General features: G+C 34.9%; 11 protein-coding genes and 5 pseudogenes. 3 read left to right on the top strand and 13 right to left on the bottom strand.

The window, feature by feature from the left end:
• Positions 1-474: 474 nt before the first annotated feature.
• Positions 475-762 carry a transposase gene (locus tag IPH84_16760; GenBank protein ID MBK7174833.1) on the top strand — a complete coding sequence of 96 codons (288 nt, stop codon included), beginning with the start codon at positions 475-477 and terminating at the stop codon, positions 760-762.
• On the top strand, positions 759-1,586 hold the full coding sequence (locus IPH84_16755) for an IS3 family transposase (GenBank protein MBK7174832.1): 828 nt from the start codon (positions 759-761) through the stop codon (positions 1,584-1,586). Before IPH84_16760 ends, IPH84_16755 begins: the two co-directional genes overlap by 4 nt.
• 400 nt (positions 1,587-1,986) lie before the next feature.
• Here the strand turns inward: IPH84_16755 and IPH84_16750 are convergent, their stop codons facing one another.
• On the bottom strand, positions 1,987-3,477 hold the full coding sequence (locus IPH84_16750; protein ID MBK7174831.1) for a T9SS type A sorting domain-containing protein: 1,491 nt from the start codon (positions 3,475-3,477) through the stop codon (positions 1,987-1,989).
• Positions 3,478-3,550: 73 nt separating this feature from the next.
• Positions 3,551-4,516: a hypothetical protein gene (locus IPH84_16745; GenBank protein ID MBK7174830.1), complete on the bottom strand. Its 966-nt coding sequence runs from the start codon at positions 4,514-4,516 to the stop codon at positions 3,551-3,553.
• Positions 4,517-5,028: 512 nt separating this feature from the next.
• Between IPH84_16745 and IPH84_16740 the strand changes: the two are divergent.
• Positions 5,029-5,261, top strand: a pseudogene (locus tag IPH84_16740) (hypothetical protein).
• Between the two features lie 191 nt (positions 5,262-5,452).
• Here the strand turns inward: IPH84_16740 and IPH84_16735 are convergent.
• The 11 genes and pseudogenes from IPH84_16735 to IPH84_16685 form a co-directional block, all read right to left on the bottom strand.
• Entirely contained in the window at positions 5,453-6,382 is a 930-nt protein-coding gene (locus IPH84_16735) for an ATP-binding protein (GenBank protein MBK7174829.1), read from the bottom strand.
• Positions 6,383-7,002: 620 nt separating this feature from the next.
• A pseudogene (locus IPH84_16730) lies at positions 7,003-7,744 on the bottom strand (carbon-nitrogen hydrolase family protein).
• A gap of 8 nt (positions 7,745-7,752) precedes the next feature.
• Positions 7,753-8,223 carry an OsmC family protein gene (locus IPH84_16725; GenBank protein ID MBK7174828.1) on the bottom strand — a complete coding sequence of 157 codons (471 nt, stop codon included), beginning with the start codon at positions 8,221-8,223 and terminating at the stop codon, positions 7,753-7,755.
• Positions 8,224-8,234: 11 nt separating this feature from the next.
• A pseudogene (locus IPH84_16720) lies at positions 8,235-8,429 on the bottom strand (n-acetylglutamate synthase).
• A 181-nt stretch (positions 8,430-8,610) separates the two neighbouring features.
• On the bottom strand, positions 8,611-8,952 hold the full coding sequence (locus IPH84_16715) for a hypothetical protein (protein MBK7174827.1): 342 nt from the start codon (positions 8,950-8,952) through the stop codon (positions 8,611-8,613).
• Entirely contained in the window at positions 8,942-9,559 is a 618-nt protein-coding gene (locus IPH84_16710; protein MBK7174826.1) for a hypothetical protein, read from the bottom strand. The genes IPH84_16715 and IPH84_16710 overlap by 11 nt, the downstream gene beginning before the upstream one ends.
• Before the next feature lie 395 nt (positions 9,560-9,954).
• Positions 9,955-11,706 (bottom strand): hypothetical protein, encoded by a 1,752-nt coding sequence (locus tag IPH84_16705; protein ID MBK7174825.1) that lies wholly within the window; start codon positions 11,704-11,706, stop codon positions 9,955-9,957.
• A 734-nt stretch (positions 11,707-12,440) separates the two neighbouring features.
• Positions 12,441-13,865: an N-6 DNA methylase gene (locus IPH84_16700; GenBank protein MBK7174824.1), complete on the bottom strand. Its 1,425-nt coding sequence runs from the start codon at positions 13,863-13,865 to the stop codon at positions 12,441-12,443.
• A gap of 3 nt (positions 13,866-13,868) precedes the next feature.
• Positions 13,869-16,223, bottom strand: a pseudogene (locus IPH84_16695) (DEAD/DEAH box helicase family protein).
• Positions 16,224-16,228: 5 nt separating this feature from the next.
• A pseudogene (locus IPH84_16690) lies at positions 16,229-17,834 on the bottom strand (IS1182 family transposase).
• A 221-nt stretch (positions 17,835-18,055) separates the two neighbouring features.
• The coding region (locus tag IPH84_16685; GenBank protein ID MBK7174823.1) for a hypothetical protein at positions 18,056-18,525 on the bottom strand (470 nt) is incomplete at its 5' end.

Genomic DNA, 18,525 nt, shown 5'->3' with positions numbered 1-18,525 from the left:
AGTAGATTCAGTTATATAGTTTGAATCTAAATATGGCATTCAATATCCATACAGGTTTTTAAAGATTGATTGATTCTGACAATTCCATTTTTATCCTCCAATATCTTCGCTCTCCCCGACCATCAAATCCTACCCCCCCGGCTCATGAGGGATAACCCAAACCGAAGGGATTCGGAGGGCTGAACTCATATAACCACAAACACTCAATTTATCATGAACCGCAATTTCAAAGTGTTAGGCGGGTGGGTAAAAAGCAAGTGTTTGGCAGCGAAGGGAAGCTAAGCGGGAAGGGCTGGCAAACTTTTGCTTTTGTGCGGTGGGCATTTTTTTTTCAATTAAGGGCGAATGTTTATTTTTCGGTTTGTTCTGGTTGCCCACAACGTTTTCGGGCTAGGCGATGTGGCTTTGTATAATACTCCCCAAATTTCAGACCAGGAGTTAAGGTGAAAATTTATAGTAATTTAACCGTGGATTATGAAAGCAAAAAGAAGAAAATTTACCGCAGCCTTTAAGGCTCAAGTGGCAATCGAAGCGCTCAAAGAGCGGGAATCAATGTCAGAATTAGCCAAGCGATTTGAGGTTCATCCTAACATGATCTCAAAATGGAAGCAGGAATTTGTAGAGAGATCTTCGGAAATCTTTGAGACTTCCCGTCCAGAAGATAACTTTGAGGCAGAAAGAGAAAAACTGTTTGCTAAGATCGGACGACTCGAAGTGGAGCGTGATTGGCTAAAAAAAATTTCAAAAATGGCAGGTCAGTGAAAGAGCTCATGAGTTATATTGCTGAAAACAAGAATATAAGCATCCGATGTCAATGTGATCTTTTGGATATAAGTCGCAGTAATATGTATTATCAGAGGGTGGGTGAATCAGTGGAAAACCTTGAATTCATGCGGTTGATGGATGAGTACTACCTGGATCATCCAACCTATGGTGTGCTTCAAATGCAGGATTTTTTGTTTTTATGCGGATTTTTGGCAAATGTTAAACGGGTTCGCAGATTGCTTCGGAAAATGGGGCTGATGGCAATATATCCCAAACGAAACTTGAGCAAGCTTGGCAGTGCCAAATATATCCGACCTTATCTTTTAAGAGGGCTCAAAGCAGTGAGGCCTAACCAGGTTTGGGCGGTCGATATAACATATATACCGATGACTGGCGGGTTTATGTATCTTACTGCCATAATTGACCTGTACAGTCGGTATGTAGTTGGCTGGGACGTATTCAATACCCTGGATGCAGAAAACACGCTGGAGGTATTTAAACAAGCTATAGAGAGTCATGGTAAGCCAGAGATTATCAACTCTGATCAAGGCAGCCAGTTCACTTGTGCATTGTGGACGGAATATGTGGAAAATGCAGGAATAAAAATAAGCATGGACGGCAAAGGAAGGGCCATTGACAACATTTTTATCGAACGGCTCTGGCGTACAGTAAAACAAGATTATGTTTATTTACATCCCGTTGACAGTGGAACTCTGTTGTTTATAGGGTTGGGAGGCTTTTTCAATACATACAATAATAAAAAGCCACATCAGGGAATTGGACGGGTAAGTCCTGTGCATTTATACAAAGTAGCCGCTTAAGAAAGTTATGAACAAAAGAAAAAAGAACCAAAAAAGAAAAGCTGTTAATAGCGAGAATAACTCTGCGAGTTATTTCCCTCTATTAACAGCAATTACAACAACATCAAACCTCTTAATTTCAATTAAGAAAAGACATTCTCTGGTCTAAGAAATGGGGAGTAGAATATTGTTTGTGGGCCAAGTGCGGTGGGCAAAGCCATGATCGCTTAGCCCGGGTTGTGTGCTGCCCGGTACTTCCGATACTGTTATATTTACTCTTTTTTCTTTTATTATCTGCAAAAATTTTTAAAAATAGAGTCGTGGCGGGCTGGAAGGCTCTTGCCACAAATTAGAATTGCGGGCTGGCCTTGTGCGTTTGTGACATGTGCCTGAAAGCTTAAGGTATATGCTTCGAAGAAAACTAATCTCGCATTTTTATCCACTTGCCATTTCCAATGACTTTATTCTTGGATACAAACTTATAGAGATATGTGCCATACGGAAGAGATCCGGTTTTAATACGACTAGTCACCTGGTTTAATTTATTCTTAAAGACTAGTTTCCCGTTCATATCATAAACGTAAAGAGTTGATGTCGGATGCTGAATGCCTACAATAGCATCAAAATATTCATTGCCTGGATTGGGGCAAACAATTGCGTCAGAAATCTGCCAAGAAGCATCTTCAGGTATTTCAGTAATCAGCCCTTCAGAATTCACTTTCAAGGCAAAAATGTGGTATTTTTTTATATCAGGGTAATGATAATCATAGCGGTTGCCAGTAATTAAGGCACCACCATCAGAGGTAGCTATTATATTGTAAGGCATATAAAAGGCATCTCCACCATAAAAATGATGATCAATAATATTCAATCCGGAATCTATGCGAGTAATCTGAATCCAAGTGGGGGAGTTTTGCCAAGGCCATTGTGACGGATTAACATTATAATTACCAACTACAAATATCTTATCGCCAATAACAACAGTATTTTTAACTGCTCCCCCATAAAGTATTGTGTCCTGACTATTATAATATTCCAAATTTTTCAAGACTTCATCTCCAGAATTTATTTTATGAATAATGAGGTGTTGTTTAACATTGAGAAGGTTATTTACAACACCGGTTAATAAATAAGAAGAATCAGTATAATATGAGGCACAAGCTGTTGTGACAAGAGAAGGCAAAGATGCAGTATTAATGAAGTTGAGGTTTTTATTTAAATTAGTGACTAAAGTTGATAGATAACCCATTCCATCAAAGCATTTTATTGAATTTGATTTAGGATTGAATAATAATCCAAATGGAACAGAAGAATAATAAGTTGGATAATAATTATACGTAGCTAAACTATCAGGTTCAAAATTATATTTTGTAACTGACCAGCCTATTGGTTGAAAATTTGGAAGATACAGAAACGCACTTGATAATATATACAATACACTATCCTCAACAATCGAATATGCTTGAGGTAAAATATAATTGTTAGGATTGGAAAGGAAAGATTTGGATGAAATAATTTGAAGGTCGTCGTTAATTCTACGAAGATTTACACTCTGGCAATATTCACCAGTTTGTGATAAATAAAACTTATTGGTAATAAGAAAATAGTTATTGGGTTCTTGTGGAGGAGCAACAATAAAAACATTGTTCATAGTAGTATCACCAGCTATCGGCTCTATTAATTCGGATATTTTTTCGCCGGATTGTTCAATTTTCATTGTATATGCTTGTTCTGGGCTATTTCCGTCAGGAATTTGAATCAGTCCTGTTATTATAAAATATCCTTCTAATGTTTCAATAGCTGAATAAGAGTATTCATATGTATTAGATGGGTAATAAGTGAAGAAGGAACTTTGTGCATAAACAGAGTTACATTCAATAAAAATAGCTAGTATAATGGTTAGAATTCTCATATTTTTCTAGTGCTATTTGTTTCTATTTTACTAAGACTTAGGGTTAGCAAGCTAACCCTAAGTCTCGGAATAATTAGTGGCCACCTGGGTCGGGAACATATGTTGCATAATATAAATGATATAGGTGAAATCTATACCAAGTGGTCATAGCAGGAATAAAATCATCAATTACATCAACACTTTTGAATGTTTTTCCAACAGGTTTTTTATCATTCATGACGTAACTAAATGTACTTAGATAAAAATTAAGTTCATCTGGAGCCAAACAAGGTTCAGAAGGAGGATTTTGTCCATAACCATTTGCGTAGAATATCTTTCTTGGCTCATAGGGACCTGGATTATTGGCGTCATAATATTCGCCCGGAACTGTGGAAATTAAATCAACGTCAGTTAAAAAATAACCAGGGCCCAACCTATAGGAAGGATGATTGAATCTATATTCCAATTGATCTGCTGCATCTTGACCAGTACCCTGTCCTTGGTATTGACCACATTTCCCCATGTCCCAACCCCAATACCAGTAATCAGTAATTTCAAAAGCAATATAGGAACCAATATAATGTAATCCAAGAGATGCATTCATTTCAATTGTTATCGTTCCGTTACTATTGGATTGACTTTCTTTAAAATTTAGATCAATCATATCCATCATATAGTTAGGGTCATTCTTAGAAGCAATGGCTTCATCTACTTTTTGAGTAAAGTATGCATAGGCGCTTTCCATTTGCTCGATGCTAACCCTTCCATCTTCAGAAATGACTGGTAATGAATCCTTAAAAAACTCGAGATTAATTATTTGATGATCATTATTGGCCTTCTCGTAATTAATAAGTCCTTCAAGATACCATTCAGCACTATCGACACTTATTGTGTCTGTGCTTTTAAATTGGAGAGATTGCTTAAAATGTTGTAGACGCTGGGCTACTTTTGGATTCTGTTTAATTTCATTATACAGAGTATCAGCTTTTTCCTCTTTATTACAAGAAATTGCACAGCAAAGTAATACTGTAGCTAAAAGCAAAAATTGAATGCTTTTCATTAGAATAAGAATTAAGTTAAAAATTAATACTACTAAGGACACTCTATTTTAAGGTGCCTTCAAAAGATGAAAACAAGTTTATCCTGAATTTACCTCCTTTCTTTTTTGTAAAATATATGGTAAATCACATAAATAAGTATCTAAATAAGGTGAATAATACGCTATATAAAATTTTCATTAAAGATACAACATATTCAGTGAAACACAAATTGGAGAATTTATTTTTATCGAATAAAAAAATTTAACGATCAAGAGTAAATTATAAACTTAAATGAATTAGGGAAGCAAGGATGCAAGTGTTTGGTGGCGAAGGGATGGTATGCGGGGAGGGCTGGCAAACTTTTGCTTTGTGCGGTGGGCTTTTTTCGTTTCAATTATGGTTGAATGTTTAATTTTCGGCTATTGGGTAGCACACAACGTATTTATATCCGAATAATGACAGATATATTCAGATATCCGAAAGTCCTTACATCTGTTTATAACTAATATAAGCCCAAATATAATTAAACAACCTGCATATTCATTTGAAAATATCAATTTTTATTGAAGAACTGCAATACTTCCAGGATTTGGCCGTTCTTCTAAATCTCAGAATTCGGGGCTGGGTTTTTTATTACGAAATGATCAGTAGCAAAAGTTTGCAACCAGTCTTTTACTACCTAAACTATAGAATAATAAAAAGGATACCTAAGAAATACAAACGTTTAAAAGGATCGAAGTAAATGCTATACAATGGTTGAGATAGGTTTGTAAAAGGTATCCATATTTATTTTATCACTGAGAATTGGGTTATCGATTAACCTGCTAAATTGACCACATAATATGAACCTCATGAATCGGGAGTTCACTGCCTGCTCCGGTCCTTTTAACGGGATACGGTTCTGAGAGAGGTTTTGGGGTGAAATTCCCCCTTACCTGCCCGATTTTGACTAGTGGTTATTCTGTCTTAATGATTGTTTCAAGTAGCCAATTAAAAACATTCATATGCCTTATGCCACTTCGGTTTTGTGTAAAAGAATCTGTTGTGAGCAAATATTTCGGATAGTTATCTTTGATTTTTTCTAATGATCCAAACTCACGTTCTATAGTGCTTTCATTTGTCATTTGCCAGGCTACTTGATAGTATTCGATTTCTCCTGTTGGGTTTTTACACACGAAGTCCACTTCTGTATTTCGGGCAGTTCCTGTCCAAACTTTATTGCCTCTGCGTAATAATTCTAAATAAACAATATTTTCTAAAATATGCCCTCTATCTGTAATTCGGTCTTTACCCACCAAAATATTCAGTAACCCCACATCCACTAAATAATATTTTTCTTGCGTTGCTAATTGTTTTTTACCTTTCAGGTCGAAGCGATTTACTTTGTAAAACACAAAACTTGTAACCAGATAATCCAGGTATTTTTCTACTGTAGAGTGATGTATGTTTTGTCCATCTTGTTTGAGCGTATTCGAAATATTGCCTGGTGAAAGTGCGTTTCCAAGATTGGAAGCAACGAATTTTACAATGTTAGCAAAAGCACGTTTATCGTTTATTTGGTGTCGTTGTGTGATGTCTTTTTCTATTATTGTGGTATAAATGGCTTCAAGATATTCATATATTTTGTCAAAACCGCTTTCTCGCAATTCCACACCCTTGGGTAATGATGTTTCATTGACAAAATCAAAAAACAAGGCTTCGTAATTGAGGTACTTGTTTCCTATGTCGATTTTGCGCGCTGTCAGGTATTCTTTGAAAGAAAAAGGCAAAATTGAAATTTCTACATAACGACCACTCAATATGGTTGCCAATTCGCTACTCAGTAAAAATGCATTTGACCCGGTAATGTAAATATCAGTATTTTCCGTAGCATAAAGTCCATCCACTAATTTTTCGAAAAGAGATATATTTTGTACTTCGTCTAAAATAATGAAATTGGTTTTATTGGGCTGAATCTTTTTCTTTATCTCAAAATAAATATGACAAAATATATTATCAAAACTTGCAAATTTTGCATGTTTTGATAATTCTGAAAAGTGAAGTAGTTATTAAGGCACTATCCTATACCACAGATAATATATTAATGTTAGACATATGAAGAAGTCCTGCGTCTCCCACAGGTAGCTTTTGTTACCATTGGCTACAACGTCAGTTCGTCTAATAACCCATCTCAAACCCGGGCTTTAATCCGTATATCAGCTTAAAATTACGGAAATTGGTGAATTGGATGATAAAAGATTGTAAAAAGTGAATAAGTTCGAAAGAGTTGCCATTTTGTTTTATGGGATACAGGAGGTTTAAAATTATCTTTAAATGTATATTGTTTGAGAGAGGTGTGTAAGCGATATCCTTATTTATCGCCAGGAATCAGATTTTCAATTAACCTGCTACATCGACCCATAATATGAGCCGAATGAATCGGGAGGTTCACACTTGTCCCGATGCTTTTATAAAGATATTGTTCTGTGAGAGGATAAGGGGGTGAAATTTAGCCTTACCTATTCAACTAGTGGTTGTTTTTTATTATTCTTTCAATTACTTCTTCTGTTTCTGTATCAAAAATTAAAATTCCTTCCGATTTTTCGTCAAGTTGTCCAACTAATTTCCCCTCTTTTGTCCAGACAGAACTTTTTCCAACACTTAAAAAATTGTCGCAAAAACCTACACAGTTTGACATTAATACTGGCATTGCAAATTGCTTGGCCACTTTCGGATAATGGATATAATGCTTTTTCAATTCCATTGGCTGATTTTGCAACGCTTGCTAAATAAAGGTTAGCACCAAGCTTGAAAGCGTTTTCAGAATGTGCCGGTTGTAAACTTTCATAACAAATTGCCAGTGCAATATGAGTATCATTCGTTGTGATTATTACTTGTCCAACACCATTTTCAAAGTATGGAAATTCGTCCGAATGTAGTTGTTGTTTTGAATAAGTAAGTCTTGGTTTTTTAGGTTCAAAGATTATCATACTTATTTTTGGTTTTGATTCAGTTGTAGTCGGCAACCCAAGCCCGATAATGACATTGTAGTTGTTACTTATTTCTTGAAAAATGTCTAAACGATTATCATTTTGATTAGTCGCCAGTTTTTGAGCGAGTTCCGGTCCATAACCCGTTAATGATAACTCAGGGAAAAAAATTGCTTCTGCACTAAATGTCAATGCAAGCTCAATACATCTTTTGTGTGCTTCAATGTTGGCAGAAACATTTCCTGTTATCGGTTCTGTTTGGGCTATGCAAATTTTCATATGATTCTTTATTGAACTTTGCAGGTTGGATTACACTTTACTTCAAAATTTACTGAGTTGGCTATATAACATATTTCATGAGCTTTGTGATGCAGATCGATGGCTTTCTCTACCATATTTTCATTTGCGACGAAACAAATTGGATTCAAAGTTACTTCTTTGAAACTTCCACCACCATTTGCCTTTTCAATCATAATACCTGTGGCATTGTCGGTATAGGCAGTAATTTCAATTCCTTCCATTGCACATGCATACAAGTAGGAAAGCATATGGCATGATGAAATGGCAGAAACCAGTAAATCTTCAGGATTCAATTTTGATTTATCTCCAACAGCAGCATTGTCAGTGGTTAGAAATAAATCTGGTTTACCTTGAATTGTAATTGTGTGGCTACGATCGTAGGTTCGTACATTTCTTGTTCCTTCACCTTTATTACCGGTCCATACCGCAGTTAGTTTGTAGTTGTGTTCGTGTGTCATTAGGTATTATTTTATAGTTCTTCTAATATTGATATTCCTTTTGATTTATCACCAGAGGTCCATTCCCAATTTTCGTGAAGGCGAATTTTTCCATTTACCAGAAATTCTGGTTTTGATACGCAAATTCCTGTCATCAATTCGTCTTTGTCCTTTACCTGGTGGTAACGCATTTCTATATTTCCTGCATTGTCAACCAAACCAATTATGCCGTTGCTGAATCATTTTGCGATCCGCCGGCTGGCGGAGGATACCTGTGCGCCCCGGCATAACTCAATCTGCATAAATATTGCTTTGAAACAAAGGCTCCCATTTGGGGCAAATTCATTGCGTTTGAGTATAAAAAGCGTGACGAACTTATTTACTTTATTGACCGTGTTAGGCAATGTTTTATTTTTTATAATCCAGTTCTTCAGTGCACCAAACACGATATTCAAAATCTAGAGTTCTATTGGTAAAATGATTAACCCTATCAATTTTATTAATTACAATATTAACTTCCTTTTCAAATGCTGCAGGAATTTTTGGATTTATTGAACCTAAAGTTACTTTCCCCAGGGAGTCAATTTTCAAAGAAAGGTTTATTCCGAAAGTATCAGCACAGTTTTTAACTGTTAGTGAATACTTAGAATTAAAAAAATAAATTATTTGAGATTCATCATCTATTACGGTCTTTGATTCATTCTTATTTATCTGTTTTTGAACATTATCGATCAAGATATTAATCAGCATACTTGTCCAGATAGTATTTATGTTCTTCATCATCATAAGTTTCTAGGACCAGTTCATAATCAACTAATTCATTTTTAACCCATAAGGATGGCTGGCCTCTAAATCGTAATCCACTTTTATTATCAACAATACATAACTCAGAATAGTCGAAATTTACTGTTTCTATATTAATCTGATCTTCTCCACTAGTAAGGAAGTTTTTGGTATCACCAAACTGAATGAAAATTAACTCTTTATTTGAAAGATCTTCTTTTTGTAGATATGATACTACGTTATTAATGATACATTTTAAAGGAAATGATTTTGGTGATACCTGAATATGATTGATCAAATGATAGCGGTGTAGTGTAAATCCGTAAGTGTGCGTTTCTTTGTAGTTTATTTTTACTCCATATTTGCTAGATAAGGTTGAATAGATTAGATTATAGAATAGGTTCATAACAACCTCGTCATATGGATCATAGCAATGACAAAGTAATTTGATTAAATGAGGATATAAGTCACTTAAGGTCGTTGAGAATTCTACGATGATTTCAGTATCCGAAAGACAAGATAATCTCTCATCCTTATCATAATCGAAATCTATTATTCTTCTTTTGTCAATCATTTACAGTTGATTTGATTTATTGGGCACAACGTTTTTGGGCTTGGCGTTCGTGCGGGATTTCAGGGCACAAAACTGTCAACCCAGCACTAAAGTTGATTTGAAAAACTGAACTTGAATTTAAGCACGTCACCCCGCATGACGCCAAACCCATGTTACCGGTTCGTGCTTCTGTCGTCCGTGTCAATTTACCCTGTCCAATTAAGGACTGCAATAAACTGTTGGATTGCTTGTCTGTCTTGGGTTGTGCGGTTGCAAAAAAATTAAAACACAGAAGGGTTGGAGGAAAAAAAATTGAATTTCTTTTCGGGTAGAAGAAAAGCACACTCTTTTGCAAGCTTTGGTCTGTGTGTTGGCTTGTGTGGCTTGCAAATGTGTATGACTTTAGCGTAGGCATTTTATTGAAATATGTTTAGAATCATTTGTTTAATTGTTCCATTTTCTAATTTAAGTCCAAGAGGTTTAGATATATCCTGACCTTCGGATAAATGTAATGATGTATTGTAAATTATACCCAAAAGAAAGTATGTTTCGGGTAGATGTATCCCTATGCTTTGGGCAAAATAAAGTTTGTTTTTTGTTCCGTTTGTGTCTATGAATTTTGTTTTATTGGCTAGGTCGGAAATTTTGTCAGAAACAAGTTTTTCAATCTGTATTCTAACTCCGAAGCAAATAGCCAAAGGGTCAAATGTTTCGTTCTCAATTAAATATCGCCTAACTTCCCGATTTATTGTTTTAAAAAACTTCTCTGGTTTAGCCCAATCTACATTTAATTTAAGGGCTGTGAATTCAGATGTTAAATCAATAGTGTTAATTGACGGGTGATAATGAAAATAATATGCATCAACCATGTTTTTGATGCTTGGGTCTTCTCGTTTGTAAATGATTTTTAAAATATTTTGATTAGATTTTATATTTATCTCTTTGAGATAATTGACTTTAATTTTAGTGTCGTTGAAGCAGAAGTGATTAAAAAATAAGGGGTCTAAATGAGTCAATAAAATTGGAAATATTCTTCGCTTTTGCCTTTTCATTTCATCTATAAAAGTTGAAATGTAATATTGAAATGTAATTAGGTTTGCATCGTCCATGTAATCGAAAATTTCATCAATTACTAAAATGCAATCCTGTTTTTTAAAATTCCGTCTTGACTTTAAAAGCAAAGCAATAAAAGTCAAAATATCTCTTTGACCATTGGAAATTTCATGGGCTTTTGGCCAATTGACAACAAGGCTATTTCCCTCTGCTTTTGGTTTAATATCAAATCTGTCCTTTACTGGATTGAAAGATGCTATTGTTCTTGTACAATCTTCTTTTTCATCAAGATAATATAGGTACTTGCAAGCCTTTTTAAAGTTTACACCCATGCTATCTTTGATAGCAATTATTTGCCATGCTGTGAGATAAGCGTCAACTTCATCAGCTATTTCAGTAAAACCAAATGCAGCAATTATGTTTGAAAGTTTTGTGAATTCTTCTAAAGCCTGAAATGATGGCAATATATCAGATATAATCCAGCTCTTGATTGCGTTGCCTGTTCCTGTTTGTAGATTAATTTGAGGAAAAGCAGAATCAAATATTGTTCTATAATTTTTAAGTGAAAATCTTGAAAAGTCAACTTCATTTTCAATTTTATGAAAAAGTGCACCGCAAGAAAATAAATTTGAAATATTGTTTAGTAGTTTGCCATTTACACCAAAATTGGCTTTCATGGTTGCTGAGTTATAGTCAAAATCAATTTTAGCAGGAATTGTTTGAATCAGAATAGTTGGAACAATTTCAAGAGATGGAGTAGCGGAAGAGTGACCACCAAAAGATTTCAAAGAAGCTTTTGGCTCTGTTTGATTATTAATCACAAAAACATCAAAGAAATCAGTAATTGTGTTTTGGTTATCATCAGCAGTAAGGGTTACTCCATTTGTCAAGGAAACGGCAATTATTGGACGATTTGCAATGTTCTTATTAAAGTAATGCTTGTCATCCAATTCTATTTTGTTGCTTTTCAATGAATCAAAACCAATAGCAAAAGAACTCTTGCCAAATCCATTAGGTGCAACCAAAATATTGGGTCTGTTTGGCACTAAGTCAAGCTTGAAAAGCATATTGCTAATACCTTTAATATTGGTAATTTGAATTGTGCTTATGTTCATTTTATAACTAATTCTGTATTAGATTCAAAAGCATGAACAATCATAGCTTCTTTAAGCATAGAAGCATATTTAAGACTTGTTTTATATTCCTCTTCCAAGTCATTACATTTTTCAAGCTGTTTCATTTTATCAAAAAGCTCATCGTAGTTTTCTAAAAAATCACCATTGGAAATTTTAACAGCATCATTTTGAATTTCAATAGAACAATTAGGAACAACAAGGCTTTTTAAAGATTCCGCATTTACTCTTGGTCTGAAATTATCTTCATTTAATGAAACTATTTGAGACCAATAAGCATAGCTATTTAAAAAGATTTAAGTACTCGGGGACGGTTGATTCGTTTGCTCTAATACGAATTAAGTAGCCAGCATAAATCGAAGATTTAGGAGGCTCGGAAATCATAAAACTTTTACCGTTGTACCTCCTGTTCTTGCTACAAGAATATCTTTAGGGTTTAATAAATAAGTTTCTTCGTCTGTACAATCGCAAAGGGAACGGTTTCCCAGTCAACAGCGCCATCTTTAATATCGCTTATTCTGAGAAATTTATTTTTACCACTTTTTTCGCTGAATCATTATAACCGTATTGCGTTCCTTCAATTAAACTTTGAAGCGGTACAGTTGATTTTGATATCTTATACAGATACTTCAAAATAATTGTGTTTCTAATTATTTTGTTTATCTCCTCAGGATTGTTGAGAAATGTTAGTGGTATAAATTTGAAAGTCAAAGCCATTAGGTTAATTCGTTTAATAGGTTATTAATTTTGCTCTGACTTAATTTCAGTTGGCGAATAATTTCTTGTTGATTGTGTTCAACATTTTCCTGAATTTTATTTGGGTTTTTTATATCCAAATTTAATCCATCTAAATCTTTAACATTTATTTTCCAGGCAATTTTGTTTTCTTCTCTGTTATACCACCATTCAATAATCGGGCTGAATTCTTCAAACTGTATAGGCTTTTTCTTTGAATAGCTTTTTTGGTCCAAAGGTAATTCATGCTTATAATACCAAATATCATTTGTTGGCGAACCCTTTTCAAAAAATAAAAGATTAGTTCCAACAGTTGCAGGAAAAAAGGTGCTTTGGGGTAATCTAATAATTGTATGAAGATTACAGTCTGATAATAATTTTTCTCTTATTCTTTGTTTAACCCCTTCTCCAGTAATTGAATTATCGGGAAGGACTATCGCAGCCCTGCCATTTGATTTTAGCAACTGAATCATTAATATTACAAACAAGTCCGCAGATTCTTTACATCTGTAAGTTGCAGGGAAGTTTGTTTCTACACCGTCTGCAATACTTGCTCCGAATGGAGGATTTGCAAGTATTACATCAACTCTATCCTTTGCACCAATTGTATTGTATTCTTTTTTCAGACTGTCTATGTAATGATAGTCGGGTACATCAATTTCGTGTAGAATTAAGTTTGTCAAACCCAATATATAAGCAACTGGTTTTAATTCCCAACCTGTAATTGATTTTTGCAGGATTTCTTCATCGCTCACAGTTTTTACATAATTCTCTCTCACATGTTCAATAGCGGCAGTTAGAAAACCACCTGTACCGCATGCAGGGTCTAAAACTTTCTCACCTAATTTCGGATTGGTCATTTTAGTCATAAGTTGCGTAACGGCTCTTGGGGTATAATACTCACCTTTATTACCTGCATCTCTCAATTCTTCAAGTATGCTTTCATAAATGCTTCCAAAAACGTGTTTGTCTTCTGATTTTGTAAAATCAATTTCATTTAGTTTGTTGATTACCTTACGCATTTCATAACCACTTTTCATATAGTTATTTGTGCCATCAAACACTTCCTTCACAATCATAGCACGTTTAGGATTTGTTGGGCTTTTAATTTCTTTTAATGATAGAAATAATCCTTTGTTGGCAAGTTCGTTGCTGTCAATGAAATTAATCAATTCATCGCCAGTAATTCCTTCGGAATTGGTTGCCCAATTTCTCCATTGAAATTTTTCTGGAATAACAGAAACATAATTGTCTTTAATAACTTCTAATTCTTGGTCTTTGTCGTCCATAATTTTAAGAAACAACATCCAACCCAATTGCTCTAATCGTTGGGCATCGCCAGAAATACCTCTGTCTTGCCTCATTATGTTTCTTATGTTGCTTATTACTGCACCAACATTTGCCATTTCTTATGCCGCTTTATAAAGTTCGTTTTCCAATTCTTTTAATGCTTGAATGTAATTTTCTTTTCCTCCAAAAGCATTAATTATTTCAAGTGGCGAACCTAATTTGTTTAATGGGTCAAGTTTTAAAACATCTAAACTTTCAATTGTAACTAAATCATCATCTGCATATTTGTCAAGCAAACTTTTGATTACAGATTGTGCTTTCTCTCCATATTTAGTAAAGTAGTTTCTTTTCTTTACATTGTTTGCTCTTTCCTTTCGTGTCAATGGTTTTGCTTCAAAAGCAACATGACAAATCAAATCAAAAGGGTCAAAGTCTTTTCCGATTTCTTCCTTTAATGCTTCAAAGAAAATCCCTTGTTGTTCCAATATTTCAACGATTGCTTTTTTCTTGTCAGCGTTTTTCCATGAATTCAAAAATGTTTCAAGCGTTGCGTATTTTTCTATTATATTTTTCTTGGTGTAATCTTTCAGACTTTCAGTTATTATTCGTCCATCTGCACCTAAATATTGTACTCGTTCATTTACAATTTTAACTTCAACACCATTTACTCTAATTTTTTCTCTTTAATTTGGTTCTTCTACAATAAAACCTCCACCAGTAACAGTTGGATATTCAGGCGGTGGAAAATCGACATCACCGCCATCAACTACATCAACTATTGGTTCATCTGTTATTTCATCATCTGTTCCAGAAATATCATCATCTTCCGTAACATCTTTAATCATTACAGGGTCGCCATCAAAATTAGGGTCTGCAAAAAGATTGGTTACATTTCTAAAATCCATAATGGTAAAATACGTTTTTCCGTATTCTTCATTAATTCTCGTTCCTCTTCCAATAATTTGTTTAAACTCTGTTGGTGAACCGATATTACTATCCAATACAATTAGTTTGCAAGTTTGAGCATCAACGCCAGTAGTCATTAATTTTGAAGTTGTCGCAATAACAGGATAGCGTTCACTTGGATTTATAAAACTGTCCAACTCTCTTTTTCCTTCTTCGTTGTCGCCTGTAATTTGCATTACATACTTATTGTTTTGAGCAACCAAATCGGCATTGGCGTTAGCCAATGCGGTTCGCATGCCTTCGGCATGCTCAATGTCAATGCAAAAAACAATTGTCTTTGCAAAACGGTCATTTCCTTTTAGAAATTCTGTTATTTTTCTTGCAACTAATTCTCTGCGTTCATCAACAACAATGTTTTTATCAAAGTCGGTTCTGTTGTAAATTCTATCTTCAACTGGATTTCCGTTTTTATCTAAAAATCCTTTTGTTGGTCGCCAACCTTCTGCATCAATGTCAAGGGTTACTTTGATTACTTTGTAAGGAGCAAGAAAACCATCGTCAATTCCTTGTCTAAGTGAATAGATGTAAACTGGTTCACCGAAATAATTAATGTTTGAAGTTTCGGTTGTTTCCTTTGGTGTGGCTGTCATACCCAAATGAGTTGAAGTTTTGAAATAATCTAATATTTCACGCCACTTGCTATCTTCTTTTGCACTTCCTCTATGGCACTCATCAACTACAATTAAGTCAAAAAACTCTGGGCTGAATTGTTTGTAAGCATCATCTGATTTGCTGTCTGACAAACCCTGATACAATGCTAAATACACGTTGTAAGCAGTGTCTATATTTTTGTGTTTAATGATTGTCATTGCATCTTTTAAATGCCTGAAATCACCTCTTGCTGTTTGGTCAATGAGTGAAGTTCTGTCTGCTAAAAACAGAATTCGTTTTTTTGCTCCGCTTTTCCAAAGTCTGTAAATGATTTGAAAAGCCGTGTAAGTTTTTCCTGTTCCCGTTGCCATTACCAAAAGAATTCTGTCTTGCTTTTTCGCAACTGCTTCAATGGTTCTGTTAATAGCAATTTGTTGGTAATATCTTGGAGAACGACCAGAGCCGTCTAAAAAATAGTCGGTTGAAACAACGCTTTCAACTTCTTTGGTTTCAATGCCTTTATATTTTTTGTATTTCTCCCAAAGTTGTTCAGGACTTGGGAATTCATCATTTAAAAGTTCAGTTTCAATTTGTCCATTTGTAACGGTCTTGTCGTGGAAATAAAACCCGTCTCCGTTGCTACTGAATACAAAAGGAATGTCCAACGTGTTGGCGTAACCTAATGCTTGTTGAATTCCAGCTTTTACAGAATGGTTGTTGTCTTTTGCCTCAATGATTGCAATAGGTACGTTTGGTTTGTAAAACAGAATGTAGTCTGCAAATTTCCGTTTACCTCTTGCTGTAATTTTACCTTTCACATAAATGCGTCCGTCAGTAAAAAATATTTCACGTCCAAGTTGAGTGTGTTCGTCCCAACCTGCCTTTGTCACGGCAGGAGTTATAAACTTCAACGTCAGTTCGTCTAAAAACCCAACTCCACATTGGCTTTAAATTTGAATATCAGCTTAAAATTAAGGAAATTGGCGATTTGGTGGATAAAAGTCTGTAAAAAGTGAATTAGGTTGTATGAGTTGCCATATAGTTTTGTGTGTGACAGGAGGCTTAAAAATGCGTTTAAAAGGGCAATTATTGCCTTGAAGTAAGCTTTGAGCTTATCCATCCCAACAATATTCATAATTCTACGGAAATTGAGTGCGACAAATATCAATCCTACATCAGCACTGGCGTGTTTGATTGTTTTTTTTTGTCATCACATAATAGAAATCCCATTGTCGTTTGAAGATCCCATAAGTGTGTTCAATAATGGCCTGTCTTTGTGAGTAGAGATCTTTATTTTTTTCGAGCCTGACTTTGTTTTCTTCAATCAGACCGGCGTACTCAGAACGTTCAATGAGTCTTCCTTTTTTATTTGTGGTACACTTACTAAAGAATGGACAGCTTGTGCATTTTCCTGACTTGTAATGTTTAACCTGGTTGACAGATTTCCCCCTGCTTTTATTGTACCAGGTACCGTTAGTTGTTAGGGTTTGATTAGCCGGACAGATATATAAATCTTTCTCCTTGTCGTAGGTGAAATTTTCAACATCAAAAGCATGATCAGGAGCATGGGACGCAACATCCGGAGCGGCCACCAGAACATTAATGCCCAGTTTCTTTACATAATCAAATTCAGTTCCGGTGTGATACCCTTTATCGTAAAGAGCAGTAAAGTCATCTTTCTGTAAAACTGTCTTGGCCCGGCGCACCATATTGCCCATTGCCTTGGAATCATTCACATTGGTAACCTTGTAATCAATGGTGAGGCAATGTTCGGCATCTACAGTAGTCTGGACATTGTAAGCCACTTCGGTAATATTGTTTCTTGTAATCATTTGACGGCTATCCGGATCAGAGGTAGAAACCTGTGTATCTCCTGATTCATCAAGTTGTTGCTGAAACTGCTGGTATTTGGCTTTGCGGTTTTTGTGTTTGATAACTTTGGTTTGAATGGCTTTCTTTTCATCAGGAGTTAAAGCATCATTGTCTTCATTAGCCAGTATTTTGCTGTATTCTTCAAGTTTAGCATCTATGTAAGCGATATGCCGTTCAATTTTGGCAGGATTAAAATTGTTCTTTTTTGAATTCTGTGCACGAAGTTTAGTGCTGTCGCCGGCAATTAATTTCCCTCCAATAAGATTGAAATGAGCAGCAAGTTGAACAGTAGCACGGAAAACCTTGCGAATGGCTTTAGGATTGTCTTTTCTGAAATTTGAAATGGTATTATGATCAGGAACCAGGCATTTCAATAACCACATGAGTTCAATATTGCGGGCGCATTCTTTCTCCAAAGTTCTTGAAGAACGGATACGATTGAGATATCCATAAATAAAGAGTTTCAAAAGGTCAGATGGCAAATAAGCGGGTCTTCCATTTTCAGAGAAATGCACCTTAAAACCAAATTCAGCAAGATTGAGCGAGTTAACAAACAGATCAATCAATCTTACTTCATTATCCTGGTCAATTGCCTGATCTAGCGAAGAGGCAAAAAGGGGAATTTGGGTTCTGTCTTGTCCAATGATATGTTTCATAAGTCAAGTATACGAAAAATATTTATAAAAGCAACTATTGTTGATAACTAATTGAAAAGTAGGGGTTTTTAGACAGTTTGACGTTCCCAGGCTACACGCTGCCAGGCTTTTTATTCACTTAACTTCCCTGGAAGCACTGACTTCAAATTTAGTATTTTTTTTGCCAAGATGCACAAGCTAAAAGCCTGGTAGAGTGTAGCCTGTGTTGTATGCAGTGTTGATTATTGAGTTGCCCAAAGATTATCTCGCCATGATTTTACTAACTTGATAATATTATTCAAATCCTGGTCTTTATCTAACAATAGTATTCCTTTAATTATAGGTGAGTTTTCAATCTCATAATCCTTATTTATTTCTAATTCAAAGCTTTCAAGAGTTAATTTGGTGATACTATGGATTTCAGTATCTTCTTTATGTTTATAGAAATTTGCTAATCCAATTATTAATTCAATACCTGATTTTTCAAACCCATTTATTGTTGGTGAAAACTTGAAAAATCTGGTCTTATTATTTGTTGTATCAGAAAAGTCCTTAATACTGCCATTGATATAGTTCTGAAGAGCTATCAAAGAAATTCCCAAAATTGGTTCTAAATCCTCGAGAAACCAAGTTGAATCATACCAACTGATATCCTGTTTCTTGTTTCGAAGTAAATCTATTGAGTTTGTTAATCCTTCAATAATTGTCTTGA

The organism is Bacteroidales bacterium (assembly GCA_016707785.1).
Taxonomy (GTDB): domain Bacteria; phylum Bacteroidota; class Bacteroidia; order Bacteroidales; family UBA4417; genus UBA4417.
The sequence above is the reverse complement of the archived record's forward strand: the minus strand, read 5'-3'. Positions and strand labels throughout refer to the sequence as shown.

What these genes read in the sequence shown, in the direction of transcription:
- IPH84_16760 (MBK7174833.1), top strand. Translation starts at nt 475, where the DNA reads ATGAAAGCAAAAAGAAGAAAATTTACCGCAGCCTTTAAGGCTCAAGTG.
- IPH84_16750 (MBK7174831.1), bottom strand. Translation starts at nt 3,477, where the DNA reads ATGAGAATTCTAACCATTATACTAGCTATTTTTATTGAATGTAACTCT.
- IPH84_16745 (MBK7174830.1), bottom strand. Translation starts at nt 4,516, where the DNA reads ATGAAAAGCATTCAATTTTTGCTTTTAGCTACAGTATTACTTTGCTGT.
- IPH84_16725 (MBK7174828.1), bottom strand. Translation starts at nt 8,223, where the DNA reads ATGACACACGAACACAACTACAAACTAACTGCGGTATGGACCGGTAAT.
- IPH84_16715 (MBK7174827.1), bottom strand. Translation starts at nt 8,952, where the DNA reads ATGCTGATTAATATCTTGATCGATAATGTTCAAAAACAGATAAATAAG.
- IPH84_16710 (MBK7174826.1), bottom strand. Translation starts at nt 9,559, where the DNA reads ATGATTGACAAAAGAAGAATAATAGATTTCGATTATGATAAGGATGAG.
- IPH84_16705 (MBK7174825.1), bottom strand. Translation starts at nt 11,706, where the DNA reads ATGAACATAAGCACAATTCAAATTACCAATATTAAAGGTATTAGCAAT.
- IPH84_16700 (MBK7174824.1), bottom strand. Translation starts at nt 13,865, where the DNA reads ATGGCAAATGTTGGTGCAGTAATAAGCAACATAAGAAACATAATGAGG.